Consider the following 13,654-nt stretch of genomic DNA (forward strand, 5'->3'; position numbering starts at 1 on the left):
TCCTCTCCTTTTTAAAATAAATTTGATTTAATTATAAATTTAAATATGATGTTTTTCTAGTTTTCCTGAAATGTAAAATTAAAAAGGACACTTATATAAAAAACAAATTGTGTTAATTCTATAATTAAGAAAAGAAAGGAATTAGCACAATGTATAAGTATCTGACTATTGAATCAATAATAGCAATAAAAGAATATAAAAGTTATGGATTTTCTATTCGTAAAATAGCAAAAGCAATTGATTATAGTAAATCAACTGTACACAGAGTTTGTAAATTATTAAATCAAAACTTATTACCATTAGAAATATTGAATCAAGTTCAAAAAAATAAACAAAATGCAGGTAGAAAATTAATAATTTTAACTTTAACAGAAATTAATACTATCAATCATTTGTTAATTACTAAAAATTATGCTCTTGATATAATTGCTGATTTTTTAAAGAAAAATAAAATAAAAAATATTTCAACAAAAACTTTATATAACATGTTTAAAACAAATCGAATGGGTTTTGATGAAAAAAATTTATTGAGAAAAGGCAAAAATAAACCTCATAAACAAAAAGAAACTAGGGGCAGAATTAATAATTGTAAATCTATTCATGAAAGAAATTTAATCATTCCAAATATTAAAAATATACAAGAATTTGGCCATTTAGAGGGAGATACTATTGTTGGTAAAGATCATAAAAGTTCTATTATTACTTTAGCTGATATATGATCAAAAACCACAATTCCTTTGAAAACTAAAAATCATAAAGCAGAAAGTATTACACAAAGTATAATAAAATTTATTTCAAAATTAATACCAGGAACAATTAAAACTATTACTTTTGATCGTGGTAAAGAATTTAGTAAATGAAAATTAATTGAAAAAAATTGTAATGTTAAAATTTATTTTGCAGATGCTGGCAAACCTTGTCAAAGAGGTTTAAATGAGAACAATAATGGTATTTTAAGAAGATATTTACCAAAATCTACTGATTTATCTTCATATAAACAAAAAGACTTAAATTCTATAGCATTTCAAATTAATTCTACACCCAGAAAATCATTATCTTATAAAAGACCAATAGATTTAATACAATTATTTTAAAAAACTTGGATAGGCTACAATAAGTTGGACCATAATTATATAGACTTCAAAATTATTAAGAAAGAAGGAATATAAAAATGGGAAATAAAATCTCATACTCTGAAGAATTTAAAAAACAAATTGTAATGCTATACAAAAATGACAAAAGTGTTATTAATTTAAGGAAAGAATATAATTTACCAAAACCAACTATTTATAGTTGAATTAAAAATTATAATAATTCTGGGTCATTTAAAGCAAAAGATAATCGCACTGTCGAAGAAAATGAATTAATTTACTTGCGAAAAGAAAACCAACAATTACGAATGGAAAATGACATTTTAAAGCAAGCAGCACTGATAATCGGGAAAAAATAACAATAATTAATAACAACAAAAATAAATATTCAGTGAGGAAAATATGTAAGATTTTAGGTTTACTAAAATCAACATATTATTATCAAACTAATAAATGCACCAAGTTTGATGTTAATAATTATGAACAAGAAGTTATCAGTGCATTTAATAAAAGTCGCAAGATTTATGGTGCTCGTAAAATTAAAGCTGTTTCCTGAATTGTAAATATAAATGGGACAGTTTTTTAAAATAATTGTATTAAATCTATTGGTCTTTTATAAGATAATGATTTTCTGGGTGTAGAATTAATTTGAAATGCTATAGAATTTAAGTCTTTTTGTTTATATGAAGATAAATCAGTAGATTTTGGTAAATATCTTCTTAAAATACCATTATTGTTCTCATTTAAACCTCTTTGACAAGGTTTGCCGGCATCTGCAAAATAAATTTTAACATTACAATTTTTTTCAATTAATTTTCATTTACTAAATTCTTTACCACGATCAAAAGTAATAGTTTTAATTGTTCCTGGTATTAATTTTGAAATAAATTTTATTATACTTTGTGTAATACTTTCTGCTTTATGATTTTTAGTTTTCAAAGGAATTGTGGTTTTTGATCATATATCAGCTAAAGTAATAATAGAACTTTTATGATCTTTACCAACGATAGTATCTCCCTCTAAATGGCCAAATTCTTGTATATTTTTAATATTTGGAATGATTAAATTTCTTTCATGAATAGATTTACAATTATTAATTCTGCCCCTAGTTTCTTTTTGTTTATGAGGTTTATTTTTGCCTTTTCTCAATAAATTTTTTTCATCAAAACCCATTCGATTTGTTTTAAACATGTTATATAAAGTTTTTGTTGAAATATTTTTTATTTTATTTTTCTTTAAAAAATCAGCAATTATATCAAGAGCATAATTTTTAGTAATTAACAAATGATTGATAGTATTAATTTCTGTTAAAGTTAAAATTATTAATTTTCTACCTGCATTTTGTTTATTTTTTTGAACTTGATTCAATATTTCTAATGGTAATAAGTTTTGATTTAATAATTTACAAACTCTGTGTACAGTTGATTTACTATAATCAATTGCTTTTGCTATTTTACGAATAGAAAATCCATAACTTTTATATTCTTTTATTGCTATTATTGATTCAATAGTCAGATACTTATACATTGTGCTAATTCCTTTCTTTTCTTAATTATAGAATTAACACAATTTGTTTTTTATATAAGTGTCCTTTTTAATTTTACATTTCAGGATAAGAAAAAATATCATTTTATCACGACGAAAAATCCGATTTATTATGATCAAAAATAATTTGGTTTCTAAATACACCAAGTTAAAATATTGTAATCATAAAAAAACAGTTAATAATGACGAAATTAATAATGTTTTAAATCGTCAATTTAATGACAAAAAACCAAATGAAGTTGTTGTTAGTGATTTAACATATGTTCAAGTTGGCACTAAATGACATTATATTTGTTTATTAATTGACTTGTTTAATCGCGAAGTAATTGGCTATAGTGCTGGACCAAATAAAACTGCTGAATTAGTTCAACAAGCTTTTCACAAGATAACACGACCATTAAATAAAATAACTTTATTTCATACTGATCGTGGTAATGAGTTTAAAAATAAAATTATTGATGAAATTTTAATAACCTTTAAAATTAAAAGATCATTAAGCTCCAAAGGATGCCCATATGATAATGCTGTTGCTGAAGCAACTTACAAAACCTTTAAAACCGAATTTATTAACGGTAAAAAATTTGCAAACTTAACACAACTAAAATGCGAACTATTTGATTTTGTTAATTGATATAACAATATTCGAATTCATGGCAGTTTAAATTATTTAACTCCCGTTGAATTTAGAAAATACCAGTCTACATAAAAAGTGTCCTAAAAAGGGTTGCCAATCCATACTTAAAGATATGAATATAATGTAATTAAGTATTATTCATCAATATTTTTTTAAAAAATTAATGAGTTTGTTTGATTTCATTTTTCAAGGCTCTTTTTGCTTTAATTTTTTGAATAATAAAGCGGATTAATTTTTCAAATTTAATTGCAAAGTATATTGCTGCGCCTCATCAAAAAACAAATATTCCTGCCAGCATAATACCACTATTGAACTTGCCAAAGAATTTAACCATTTCTTCATTCATAAAATTATTAAATTCGTCACTTGTTCCAGTTATTCATTTAGTATCGATTGCTGTTAATGTACAAATTAATAAGCTTATAAAGATGAAAATGATACTTAATACTATTTTAAACCACTGTTTTTTAAAAGAATTTTTAATTTTTAATTTTAACGGCATTTTTTCTTTTGAATTATCTTTTTTAAATAATTTTACTAAAAGTTTCTTCATTTTAATTTTCCTTTCATATTTTTATCGCCCTTTAATCACAATAAATAAGGCAATCAGCACACAAGTAACACCGAGAATAGTAAAGATTGGGTGTTGCGAAAATGTCCGAGCCATTGGTTTAAATAGTTCTAAAATTGTTAAATTGCTAGTAATAAACTTTTGGAAATTCGCAAGACCTTCGCTAATATAGTTTGTTAAAGTTTCAAAATGACTACCAGCTAATAGTCCAAGAACAGTTATTAAGATAAAAATAATAATTAGTTTAAACATCGTTAGTTACCTTGTTTTGTTTTTATTGGTTTTATTTGTTTTTTAACTTTTCCTCACGCACTTAAACGACCACTATTTTTAACTGCATATTGGCGTTGTTTTTCCAAATTAACTTGTTGACTACCAAATCCAAGAATAATTGCCATAAGAAATTCTACAGCCAGCGTTAAGAACAAAGGAAATATTAGTTGAATTTTTGTTCCCGGCACTTCTAAACTTCAAATTAAGTCAAAGACCTTATAAAGCATTTGAGCGAGAAAGTCCGCCATTTTTGCAAGATTTTCCATTTTTTATTGTTCCTTTTCTTTCATTTTTCTTAAAAATTTGCTAAATTTATCCATTTTTAAGTATTCCAAGTCTTCTAAATCAATTGCTGTGTCAGTATAGTATTTGTCTTCATAGTCGGGATTTACTTTTGAATTTAAATAATCTCTTAAAAATGCTAGGTAAAAAGAATTGTAAGTGTTAAGTATGGGTAGAGGAATTTTTAGTTTAAAAAAATAAATATCAAGTTCAGGAATATCGCGATATTTAATGCGACGACCCCTTTTGCTATTTTTAGCATCAATTAAGGTGTTTCGTCAGCGTTCATATTCTTCGATGCTTGTAAAGGCGCCGTAGATGACTTTTAAGTAAGGACGAAAAATATTAACGGGTTTTTTACGAATTCCCACAATCACATTATTAGCAATATCACGAACTTTAACTCAAATATGTTTATCTCTTTGACCGCTAGCCAGCACAATATGACCGAAATGGCGTGCCAGAGCAAAATATTCTTGAATACCAGTTTCTTCGTTTTTGGTATTATTTTTTTCTCAATCAGTTCCTTCTAAAAATAAATTGGTTTCATCTCACAACAGTAAGGTTTTATCCGGCAATACTGGATAATCAAAGTTTAATAATCCCATATGCCCTAAACTTAATTTTTGGGTTTCTAGTAATGGAAAGGTTGATGCGATGTGATATTTCTTCTTTTTTAGTAATTTTGATGCATATACTAGAAAAGCAGTTTTTCCAGTTCCTAATGAACCAATCACAATATTTAATGGTGAATTTTTTAAGAAATTAATAACTTTGTTAATTTGTGTTAAATTACCGATTTTAAAAAGAAAAATTAAAATACAACCTGCTAAAAATAAATAGCTTACAATGTTTTTAAAATAACCGTTGTAAATATATCAAATTGCTCCGCAATGTCATAAAATTAAAAATGAGGTGCGATTCAATTCAATAAAATGGTTATTTTTTTCTATTATTCATTTGCAAAATTTCATCTTGCACCTCACTTTATTTTTTTGTTAGCGTACCGCTCCAAGTAATTTTTCAAACATTTTAAAGCAAATAAAGAATATTGCCAAAATAAATGGAAAAATGAATATTCAGTAGTCAGCAAAGAAGTTACCGACTTGTGGCATATTAACAGCAATAATTTCTCACATTTTAGTAAAAGCCGTTATAATTGCATTTCATAATTTAGTCATCGCGTCACTAGCTGTTATTTTTTCTACTGTTGCAGGTGCATCGGCCAAGAAAGTTCCAATCATATAATCATCACCCCCTTTCTTTTTAAAACATTCATCATTATATAAAGTTTTTCTTAAATTTGTTAAAACCACGATTAACCTTAACACGATTATATTTTTTCCTAATTAATTTTGAATTTCTTTGGGAATGCATCAGAATGTAACTTCTTGACATTAATTTTTTCCCTATCTAAATACTGATATGGTTTTTCAAACGAGCATTAGAATAAATCACACCATAATCGCTATTAAGAATCAAAAAGCAATGTTTGCTATTAAAAGTCAAAGTGTTTCTTGAGTTAAATCAATTTCTTTACCACCACTAATATGAGCCGGAATAGTTGTAATTTGAATAAATAAATCTCAGAAAGTTTGTTTGATTTGTTCTCAATCAAATTCTTTTAAGTTTATTGTCATTTTTTATCTCCCAAAAATCATTTTTATTGGTAAATATATAATTGAAATTAATGCGAAAAGAAAAGTAATGATAATAATTAATCCGGCAATAAACGCAACTTGTGCAGGCATTTTTTCTATCGGAACAAACAGTTTTAAGAACTCCATAATAATTTCTCAAAACATTATTTTTTATCCTTGCTATTTTCTTTTAAATTAGGAGTTTTAACTCATTCTTCAAAGCGGGCAATAAATACTTTTTCGTCTTTTGTGAAATTACCAGTATTATTTTTAATGGCATTTTTGTATTTAATTCTAATTTTTATTTTGGCATAAATCTTATAAGCAAAATATGCCAGCAACATTATGCAAATGATAATAAATATTAGTCCAATTATAATATTCATTTTTAAACTCCTTTAAAATAGTTATAATTTGTATCTTTTTTGTTGTTTTCTTTTTCGGCAATGAAGAAACCTAATAATTCTTGGCCTTTAATTAACTTAGTTTCTTGCTCTTGTTGATTAATTGAAATTACTTGATATTTACTATCTTTTATTATTATTCCGATACAAATCGAATTTTCATATTTTCCCTTATAAACAAATCGCTTTGGAAACCAAATGCCGATTTGTTCATTAAATCACGGAATTTTTGGCGCTTTAATAAGCATTGCGTTTTGTGTTTCTTTTAAGAGATATTTTTCAGTATTTAAGAAAATGTTTTCAATGTTTTTCATAGTAAATTACCTTTCTTATGAATAAACTAAGTTATATTAACTAAGTTGTTAGTTAACTTAGTTTTTTAAACACTTATATATCGCAGATTTAAGTGTTTAACAAGCTTTGTTATTAAATTTTATTTTTTAATTAGATAAAGATTTTAACAATTTTAAACTTAGTATATCCCCTATATAGAAATTTCTACACTTTAACATCCGCATCCTACCCTTGGAACTAATTTAATAGCGTGTATATTTTTAGGAAATCCACCCATTCATTTTTTTATTGCAAAACGAAACAAATTGCTATAACTAATAGGGTGTTATCTATTAACTGGTAAACTTCTTTTGGTTATGGCGACCACCCACAATTTATCGTGCTTTTAATACATACCAACATTATTAACTCACTTGTATTTAATTTTCAAAGAACAAATTTTTAACACCTTATAAAATAAAAAGACAACCATTGCTGACTGTCTTAATACTTATTCAAATCTTTACCCACCTAACAAAACTTTATGCGTCCTCGTTGCTAGTATTTGTTTTATTTTAACAATTAGTATTCCGATATATTTTTATATTTGGGCAATGCAACCCGTATATAAGTTTGCGCAATCATTGTTAACTGCTAATGAAGCTAAATTAATTAAATGAATTTATTTAGTTCGAATTTTATATTTAATTTTTATGACAATTTATGAAACACTAAAAACCGTAGCATATGGTATTGTTAAAATCCATGAAGGTACATAATATTTATAGTTTATTCTTTTGTTATTTTATTGCATAATAGGTTTAGAGAAATTAATTAAGTAAAATCGAGCAGTTCAGGAATGTACTCTGCAATAAAAAAGTTTAATTTTGAAAATAGTTTTTTCTTATATTGATAATCAAATTAATTAATTTGCTGAATTATACTTGTAAGTGCAAGTAAATAAAATTGCAAAAGATTTCATATAAAAATTTCATGATGCTAAGTTTATTTTAGAAAAAGTAAATTTAAGGAGTTTTTATATGGGATACAAACATCTTGGCATAGATGAAAGAATTTATATTGAGAATCAATTGAAATTTAAAGTAAAAATTAGTGAAATAGCTAAAAATCTTAATCGAAGTATTAGTACTATTAATCGAGAAGTTAATAGAAATAAAGATAATAATCATTATTTTTCATTAATTGCACAAAATAAAGCAGAAAATAGAAAACAATTACATGTTTATTTTCATAAATTTAAAAATAGAGAATTAGTAAAATATGTACAACAAAAATTATTATACCTGAATTGTAAATATAAATGGGACAGTTTTTTAAAATAATTGTATTAAATCTATTGGTCTTTTATAAGATAATGATTTTCTGGGTGTAGAATTAATTTGAAATGCTATAGAATTTAAGTCTTTTTGTTTATATGAAGATAAATCAGTAGATTTTGGTAAATATCTTCTTAAAATACCATTATTGTTCTCATTTAAACCTCTTTGACAAGGTTTTCCGGCATCTGCAAAATAAATTTTAACATTACAATTTTTTTCAATTAATTTTCATTTACTAAATTCTTTACCACGATCAAAAGTAATAGTTTTAATTGTTCCTGGTATTAATTTTGAAATAAATTTTATTATACTTTGTGTAATATTTTCTGCTTTATGATTTTTAGTTTTCAAAGGAATTGTGGTTTTTGATCATATATCAGCTAAAGTAATAATAGAACTTTTATGATCTTTACCAACGATAGTATCTCCCTCTAAATGGCCAAATTCTTGTATATTTTTAATATTTGGAATGATTAAATTTCTTTCATGAATAGATTTACAATTATTAATTTTGCCCCTAGTTTCTTTTTGTTTATGAGGTTTATTTTTGCCTTTTCTCAATAAATTTTTTTCATCAAAACCCATTCGATTTGTTTTAAACATGTTATATAAAGTTTTTGTTGAAATATTTTTTATTTTATTTTTCTTTAAAAAATCAGCAATTATATCAAGAGCATAATTTTTAGTAATTAACAAATGATTGATAGTATTAATTTCTGTTAAAGTTAAAATTATTAATTTTCTACCTGCATTTTGTTTATTTTTTTGAACTTGATTCAATATTTCTAATGGTAATAAGTTTTGATTTAATAATTTACAAACTCTGTGTACAGTTGATTTACTATAATCAATTGCTTTTGCTATTTTACGAATAGAAAATCCATAACTTTTATATTCTTTTATTGCTATTATTGATTCAATAGTCAGATACTTATACATTGTGCTAATTCCTTTCTTTTCTTAATTATAGAATTAACACAATTTGTTTTTTATATAAGTGTCCTTTTTAATTTTACATTTCAGGTTAGGTTGATCGCCTGAACAAATTTATGGCAGAATTAAAAATTTTCATCAAGAATGAATTATTAGTTTTAAAACAATTTACAATTGAATTTATTCTGGATTACTTGAAAAGGTTACTAGTAAAAATTTAAGAAGAAAAGGTAAGAAACGAAAATCTTAAGAAAATCGGGGTAAATTTAATGGTAAATCCATTAAAGAACGAAATGTTAATAATCGCATAACTCTTGGCCATTGAGAAGGTGATACTGTAGTATCATCACGAGGTAAAAGTAAATCATGTTTAATAACTTTAGTTGAAAGAACATCAAGATTTACTTTAGCAATATTAGTTGAAAATAGAACTACTAAAGTTATTAACAAAAATATTAGTCATTATTTATCAATTCTTCCAAATAATCTTGTTAAGACTATAACATTTGATAGGGGTAAAGAATTTGCTAATTGACAACAACTTGAAAAAAATTTAAATGTGAAAATTTATTTTGCTGATGCATATTCACCTTGACAAAGAGGTACTAATGAAAATACTAATGGTTTAATTAGAGAAAAATTTCCTAAAAAATTTAATTTTTCAAACACTACTAAAAATGCAGTTCATAAATTTATATTGTCTTTAAACCAAAGACCAAGAAAAATACTAAATTATCTTTCGCCAATCGAATATTTGGTTAGAAAAATAATTTAGTTGCACTTAACTTTACAATTTGGCATTTCTTTAAATCAATTGAAAGGTAATGAAACATATGGATGAATAATAAAAAAGCAATAAATAAGTTAATAAAAATGTTAGGAGTTAGGAAGAATAAGGATGTTAGAAACAAATTTTGATAATAATGAAAATGAAGATAATGAAAAGCAAAGTATTGAAAAACAAAGCAAGTTAAGAAAAGCATTAAAACTAATTAAGCATAAAAGAAATATTGAAAAAAAACAAGAACGAATAAAATCCAAAAATGAACAGAAAAAAATCAGAAAAGAATTAAAGTTAATTGAAAAGAAAAAGAGTAGTGAAAATAAGAAAGCAAGATTAACAATTCAAGAATGATTTGTGTTAAGAAAAAAATTAAAATTAGTTAAACGCAATATTAAAGCTGAAAAAAAACAAGAAAAACAAAAATATCAAGCAGAAAGCAAAAAATTAAAGCAAGAACTAAGAATTAATAAAAAGAAAAGAACAAGAGAAATTAAGAAAGAAAAACAAGACTGTAAACAAGCACAAATAAATTTAAAAAGAGAAATAAAGTTAATTAAGAAAAGACGAAGTCTTCAAGGTGAAGAAAAAAAACAATTTATTAAAGAACGCCGAAAAACAAAACAAGCGTTAAAGATAATTAAAAAAAGAGAAAGAATTCAAAATCAAGAGGCAAAGCAAAAATGCTGTGAACAATTAAAACAATTAAGAAGTGAATTAAAAATAATAAGTAAAAAGCGTAAACAAGAAAATAAGAAAAATGAAAAGAAGTTAATAAAAAAAGCAAAAAAAAATCAACAAAGTAAAAAACGAATGTTGAAAAATAGAAAGCAAAAAAACGAAGCTGAAAATCAATTATAAATATCAATAAATTATCTTTTATTTAGTAGCGATTAATGTGTGCTTAATGTTTCCTATTTAACATTCTTTTATTAGTGTGTTAAAATTAAATAGTTAAATATTAATTATTTAGATATTTAGGAGTATATTAATGAGAAAGAAAAAAAAAGCCCACGAAAAATTGGAAACATTAACAAGAAAAAATAATATTGCTTTAAAAGTACAAGATATTGAATTTAAATATCGGGTGAGTTATCCTAATGCGGTAGATGGTGTTAGTTTTAGTATCAATCACGGCGAGTATATAACTATTATTGGTCATAATGGTAGTGGGAAATCAACTTTATCAAAAATTATTATTGGCGTTTTAAAAGCACAAAAAGGTAGTATTGAAATATTTGGTAATTTAGTAACTAAAGAAAATAGTCAATTAATTTCGCGTAAATTAGGAATTGTTTTTCAAAATCCGGATAATCAATTTATTGGTTCAACAGTTCGTGATGATATTGCTTTTGGTTTAGAAAATAAATGTGTTGACCCAAAATTGATGCCGGATATTATTATGAAATATTCACAAATGGTAGGGATGGAAAGTTATTTAGATCACGAACCATTATTATTATCAGGTGGTCAAAAACAACGCGTAGCGATTGCTTCGGCTTTAGCATTAACTCCAGAATTAATTATTTTTGATGAAGCTACTAGTATGTTAGACCCTAAGGGAAAAAGAGAAGTAAAAGAAATTATGGTGCAATTAAAAGAATTGCGTGAAAAAACAATTATTTCAATTACCCATGATATGGATGAAATTATTAATGCTGATAAGGTATTAGTAATGAATAAAGGAAAAGTTGTTCGTTTTGGTAAACCAGAAGAAATTTTAAAAGAAGTTGATTTTTTAAGAAGTATTCATTTAGATATTCCTTTTATTTTAAAAGTATCTTATGGATTAAAAAAGTATGGTGTTAATATTGACGAAACATTATATGAAGAGGAATTGGTACAACAAATATGTCAAAAAAAATAATTATTGATAATCCATCGAATTTAATTAAATTTAATAATGTTAGTTACATTTATGCTCCTAAAAGTCCATTTCAATTTCAAGCCTTAAAAGATGTTAATCTGTGAATAAAGGATTCTATTATTACGGCGGTTGTTGGTTCAACTGGTAGTGGAAAATCAACTTTAATTCAACATATGAATGGATTGTTAATTCCAACAGCTGGGCAAATTATTGTTGGTGATTTTCTGATTAAAGCAAAGCAGAGAAAAATTAAAAAGCAAAAATTATTACGAAAATCAGTAGGGTTAGTTTTTCAATTTCCGGAATATCAATTATTTGAAGAAACAATTGAAAAGGATATTATGTTTGGTCCTTTAAACTTTGGAATTAAAAAGGATGAAGCCCGACTTAGAGCTGCTAAGTATTTAGAACTTGTGGGATTAGGTCAAGAATATTTAACGCGTTCGCCTTTTGATTTATCTGGTGGTCAAAAAAGAAGAGTAGCGATTGCTGGAATTTTGGCGATTGAAGGTCATACTTTAATTTTAGATGAACCAACAGCTGGGTTAGATCCTGATGGGGAAGAAGAGTTAATGAAGTTATTTTTTAAGTTTAATAAACAAGATAAAAAACGCATTATTCTTGTTACTCATAATATGGATCATGTTTTGCAATATGCCGATGAAGTTGTTGTTTTAAAAAATGGTCAATTGTATCATCAAAGTGATCCGGTTAGTCTTTTTGCTAATGCTCAATTAATTAAAGAAATTAATATTGAACCACCAAAAATTTTTCATTTTTTACAAAAGTTAAAAGATAATGGTTTTGATACTAGTAATATCAATGCTCGGACTGTTGAAGATTTAGTAACCCAATTAGCACAAAGAATTAATAGTAAGTAGAAGGAGTTAATTTATGAATATATCATTTGGACGGTATTTACCATATAATTCTCTTGTTCATCGCCTTGACCCTAGAATTAAAATGCTATCAATAATTGCTTTAATTGCAGCCGTTTTTATTAATACTGGTTTTACCGGTTATATTTTAACCGGAACAGTAATTATTAGTATTTTCTTTATTTCTAAATTACCATTGCGATTATTATTTTCTTTGTTTAAGTTTGTTATTTTTGTAACTTTAGTATTATTAGTATTAAATTTTTTTCTTATTAAACCTGAATTTAATGCGGATAAACAACCACTTTGAGAGACAGTGGGTCTCATATATCAACCAGCTAAGTTTAAGATTCTTATTGTGTCTTGAAAAGCGATTTTAACGGCATTATATATTTCATTAAGAATTTATTTGATGGTTTTAGTAACAACGATTTTGACATCAACAACAAAACCATTGGATTTAACATTAGCTTTGGAAGATTTAATGTGACCTTTGAAGTTAATTAAAATTCCTGTTCATATTATTTCAATTATCATTTCAATGGCATTAAGAATGTTACCAACTTTATTTGAAGAAGCAATGCGAATTAAAAAAGCACAAGCATCAAGAGGGATGGATTCTAAAAATGGTAAATTTAAAGATAAAATTAAGTCCATCGTTTCTTTAATTATTCCTTTACTAGTATCATCATTTCAAAAAGCTGAGGATATGGCTTATGCAATGGATGCTCGGGGTTATGACCCCCATCAAAAAAGAACGCGATTTCGTCAATATCGGATTGGATTTTTAGATGTATTCATTTTAATTTTAATTCTTTGTTTTTTAGCATTAGTGGTGGTGTTATCTACTAATATTGGTAGTGAATGATTAAATCATTGTGATGTTTGAAAACCGATGCGTTATGTTGATCAGTTTGTTTGACGCTTAATAGAATATTAAAAATAATGGTTTCTTATTTATTATCCATTAGTTATGATGGTAGCAAATATTGGGGATGGGCCCATCAAAATAATAAAATTACTGTTGAAGGTTCATTAATGGCAGTTATTACTAGTGCTTTTAATTGTGAGTTTAAAATTCAAGTAGCAAGTCTGTACCGATAAAAAAGTTCATAGTTATGACCAAAAAGTTAAATTATCAT

At 25.4% G+C, this 13,654-nt stretch carries 22 protein-coding genes and 1 pseudogene; 13 read left to right on the plus strand and 10 right to left on the minus strand.

The features are described 5' to 3' along the window. The first annotated feature begins 149 nt into the window (after window positions 1-149). The 3 genes from AACK97_RS01640 (at window position 150) to AACK97_RS01650 (ending at window position 1,677) form a co-directional block, all read left to right on the plus strand. Window positions 150-1,094, plus strand: a complete 945-nt coding sequence (locus AACK97_RS01640) for an IS30 family transposase (RefSeq protein WP_338966714.1) — start codon at window positions 150-152, stop codon at window positions 1,092-1,094. Between the two features lie 77 nt (window positions 1,095-1,171). Continuing rightward, window positions 1,172-1,450: a transposase gene (locus tag AACK97_RS01645; protein ID WP_338968286.1), complete on the plus strand. Its 279-nt coding sequence runs from the start codon at window positions 1,172-1,174 to the stop codon at window positions 1,448-1,450. Window positions 1,451-1,482: 32 nt separating this feature from the next. Then, window positions 1,483-1,677, plus strand: a complete 195-nt coding sequence (locus AACK97_RS01650) for a hypothetical protein (RefSeq protein ID WP_338968289.1) — start codon at window positions 1,483-1,485, stop codon at window positions 1,675-1,677. On the opposite strand, the gene AACK97_RS01655 is transcribed toward AACK97_RS01650, so the two are convergent. Next, on the minus strand, window positions 1,674-2,618 hold the full coding sequence (locus AACK97_RS01655) for an IS30 family transposase (protein WP_338966714.1): 945 nt from the start codon (window positions 2,616-2,618) through the stop codon (window positions 1,674-1,676). The two genes, AACK97_RS01650 and AACK97_RS01655, sit on opposite strands and share 4 nt — an antisense overlap. Before the next feature lie 88 nt (window positions 2,619-2,706). On the opposite strand from AACK97_RS01655, the pseudogene AACK97_RS01660 reads away from it, so the two are divergent. Then, window positions 2,707-3,342 (plus strand): annotated as a pseudogene (locus AACK97_RS01660) (IS3 family transposase); the annotation flags it as partial. Between the two features lie 88 nt (window positions 3,343-3,430). On the opposite strand, the gene AACK97_RS01665 reads toward AACK97_RS01660, so the two are convergent. From AACK97_RS01665 to AACK97_RS01700, 8 genes are all read right to left on the minus strand, one after another. Continuing rightward, the gene (locus tag AACK97_RS01665) at window positions 3,431-3,823 is read right to left on the minus strand and encodes a hypothetical protein (protein ID WP_338968292.1); all 393 of its coding nucleotides are present in this window, start codon (window positions 3,821-3,823) and stop codon (window positions 3,431-3,433) included. A gap of 21 nt (window positions 3,824-3,844) precedes the next feature. Next, a complete protein-coding gene (locus tag AACK97_RS01670; RefSeq protein ID WP_215826579.1) occupies window positions 3,845-4,093 on the minus strand; it encodes a hypothetical protein in 249 nt (82 codons plus the stop codon). Window positions 4,094-4,095: 2 nt separating this feature from the next. Next, on the minus strand, window positions 4,096-4,380 hold the full coding sequence (locus AACK97_RS01675) for a hypothetical protein (RefSeq protein WP_338968294.1): 285 nt from the start codon (window positions 4,378-4,380) through the stop codon (window positions 4,096-4,098). Window positions 4,381-4,383: 3 nt separating this feature from the next. Beyond that, a complete protein-coding gene (locus AACK97_RS01680) occupies window positions 4,384-5,370 on the minus strand; it encodes a hypothetical protein (RefSeq protein ID WP_338968296.1) in 987 nt (328 codons plus the stop codon). Window positions 5,371-5,394: 24 nt separating this feature from the next. Next, window positions 5,395-5,640: a hypothetical protein gene (locus AACK97_RS01685; RefSeq protein ID WP_338967504.1), complete on the minus strand. Its 246-nt coding sequence runs from the start codon at window positions 5,638-5,640 to the stop codon at window positions 5,395-5,397. A 165-nt stretch (window positions 5,641-5,805) separates the two neighbouring features. Further along, complete coding sequence (locus AACK97_RS01690; RefSeq protein WP_338968298.1) at window positions 5,806-6,036, minus strand: hypothetical protein; 231 nt, start codon at window positions 6,034-6,036, stop codon at window positions 5,806-5,808. Between the two features lie 164 nt (window positions 6,037-6,200). Next, the gene (locus AACK97_RS01695) at window positions 6,201-6,422 is read right to left on the minus strand and encodes a hypothetical protein (protein WP_338968300.1); all 222 of its coding nucleotides are present in this window, start codon (window positions 6,420-6,422) and stop codon (window positions 6,201-6,203) included. 2 nt (window positions 6,423-6,424) lie between these two features. Then, window positions 6,425-6,754, minus strand: a complete 330-nt coding sequence (locus AACK97_RS01700) for a hypothetical protein (protein ID WP_338968303.1) — start codon at window positions 6,752-6,754, stop codon at window positions 6,425-6,427. Window positions 6,755-7,327: 573 nt separating this feature from the next. Between AACK97_RS01700 and AACK97_RS01705 the strand changes: the two genes are divergently transcribed. Then, window positions 7,328-7,492: a hypothetical protein gene (locus AACK97_RS01705; protein ID WP_338968304.1), complete on the plus strand. Its 165-nt coding sequence runs from the start codon at window positions 7,328-7,330 to the stop codon at window positions 7,490-7,492. 261 nt (window positions 7,493-7,753) lie between these two features. Further along, on the plus strand, window positions 7,754-8,056 hold the full coding sequence (locus AACK97_RS01710) for a helix-turn-helix domain-containing protein (RefSeq protein ID WP_338968307.1): 303 nt from the start codon (window positions 7,754-7,756) through the stop codon (window positions 8,054-8,056). On the opposite strand, the gene AACK97_RS01715 is transcribed toward AACK97_RS01710, so the two are convergent. Next, a complete protein-coding gene (locus AACK97_RS01715; protein ID WP_338968310.1) occupies window positions 8,048-8,992 on the minus strand; it encodes an IS30 family transposase in 945 nt (314 codons plus the stop codon). The genes AACK97_RS01710 and AACK97_RS01715 overlap by 9 nt on opposite strands. A 58-nt stretch (window positions 8,993-9,050) precedes the next feature. On the opposite strand from AACK97_RS01715, the gene AACK97_RS01720 reads away from it, so the two are divergent. The 7 genes from AACK97_RS01720 to AACK97_RS01750 all read left to right on the plus strand — a co-directional run bounded on the left by AACK97_RS01720 (window position 9,051) and on the right by AACK97_RS01750 (window position 13,616). Next, window positions 9,051-9,236, plus strand: a complete 186-nt coding sequence (locus tag AACK97_RS01720) for a hypothetical protein (RefSeq protein ID WP_338968313.1) — start codon at window positions 9,051-9,053, stop codon at window positions 9,234-9,236. Between the two features lie 57 nt (window positions 9,237-9,293). Further along, window positions 9,294-9,761, plus strand: coding sequence for an IS30 family transposase (locus AACK97_RS01725; RefSeq protein WP_338968933.1), 468 nt, complete (start codon window positions 9,294-9,296; stop codon window positions 9,759-9,761). Between the two features lie 123 nt (window positions 9,762-9,884). Continuing rightward, on the plus strand, window positions 9,885-10,628 hold the full coding sequence (locus tag AACK97_RS01730; RefSeq protein ID WP_338968315.1) for a hypothetical protein: 744 nt from the start codon (window positions 9,885-9,887) through the stop codon (window positions 10,626-10,628). 130 nt (window positions 10,629-10,758) lie between these two features. After that, complete coding sequence (locus AACK97_RS01735; RefSeq protein WP_338968316.1) at window positions 10,759-11,634, plus strand: energy-coupling factor transporter ATPase; 876 nt, start codon at window positions 10,759-10,761, stop codon at window positions 11,632-11,634. Further along, window positions 11,619-12,515, plus strand: coding sequence for an energy-coupling factor transporter ATPase (locus tag AACK97_RS01740; RefSeq protein ID WP_338968317.1), 897 nt, complete (start codon window positions 11,619-11,621; stop codon window positions 12,513-12,515). The genes AACK97_RS01735 and AACK97_RS01740 overlap by 16 nt, the downstream gene beginning before the upstream one ends. A 13-nt stretch (window positions 12,516-12,528) precedes the next feature. Beyond that, a complete protein-coding gene (locus AACK97_RS01745; protein WP_338968319.1) occupies window positions 12,529-13,452 on the plus strand; it encodes an energy-coupling factor transporter transmembrane protein EcfT in 924 nt (307 codons plus the stop codon). Window positions 13,453-13,457: 5 nt separating this feature from the next. After that, the gene (locus AACK97_RS01750) at window positions 13,458-13,616 is read left to right on the plus strand and encodes a hypothetical protein (RefSeq protein ID WP_338968321.1); all 159 of its coding nucleotides are present in this window, start codon (window positions 13,458-13,460) and stop codon (window positions 13,614-13,616) included. The last annotated feature ends 38 nt before the right edge of the window (window positions 13,617-13,654 follow it).

It is taken from the genome of Spiroplasma endosymbiont of Lonchoptera lutea (assembly GCF_964019715.1).
GTDB lineage: Bacteria > Bacillota_I > Bacilli_A > Mycoplasmatales > Nriv7 > Nriv7.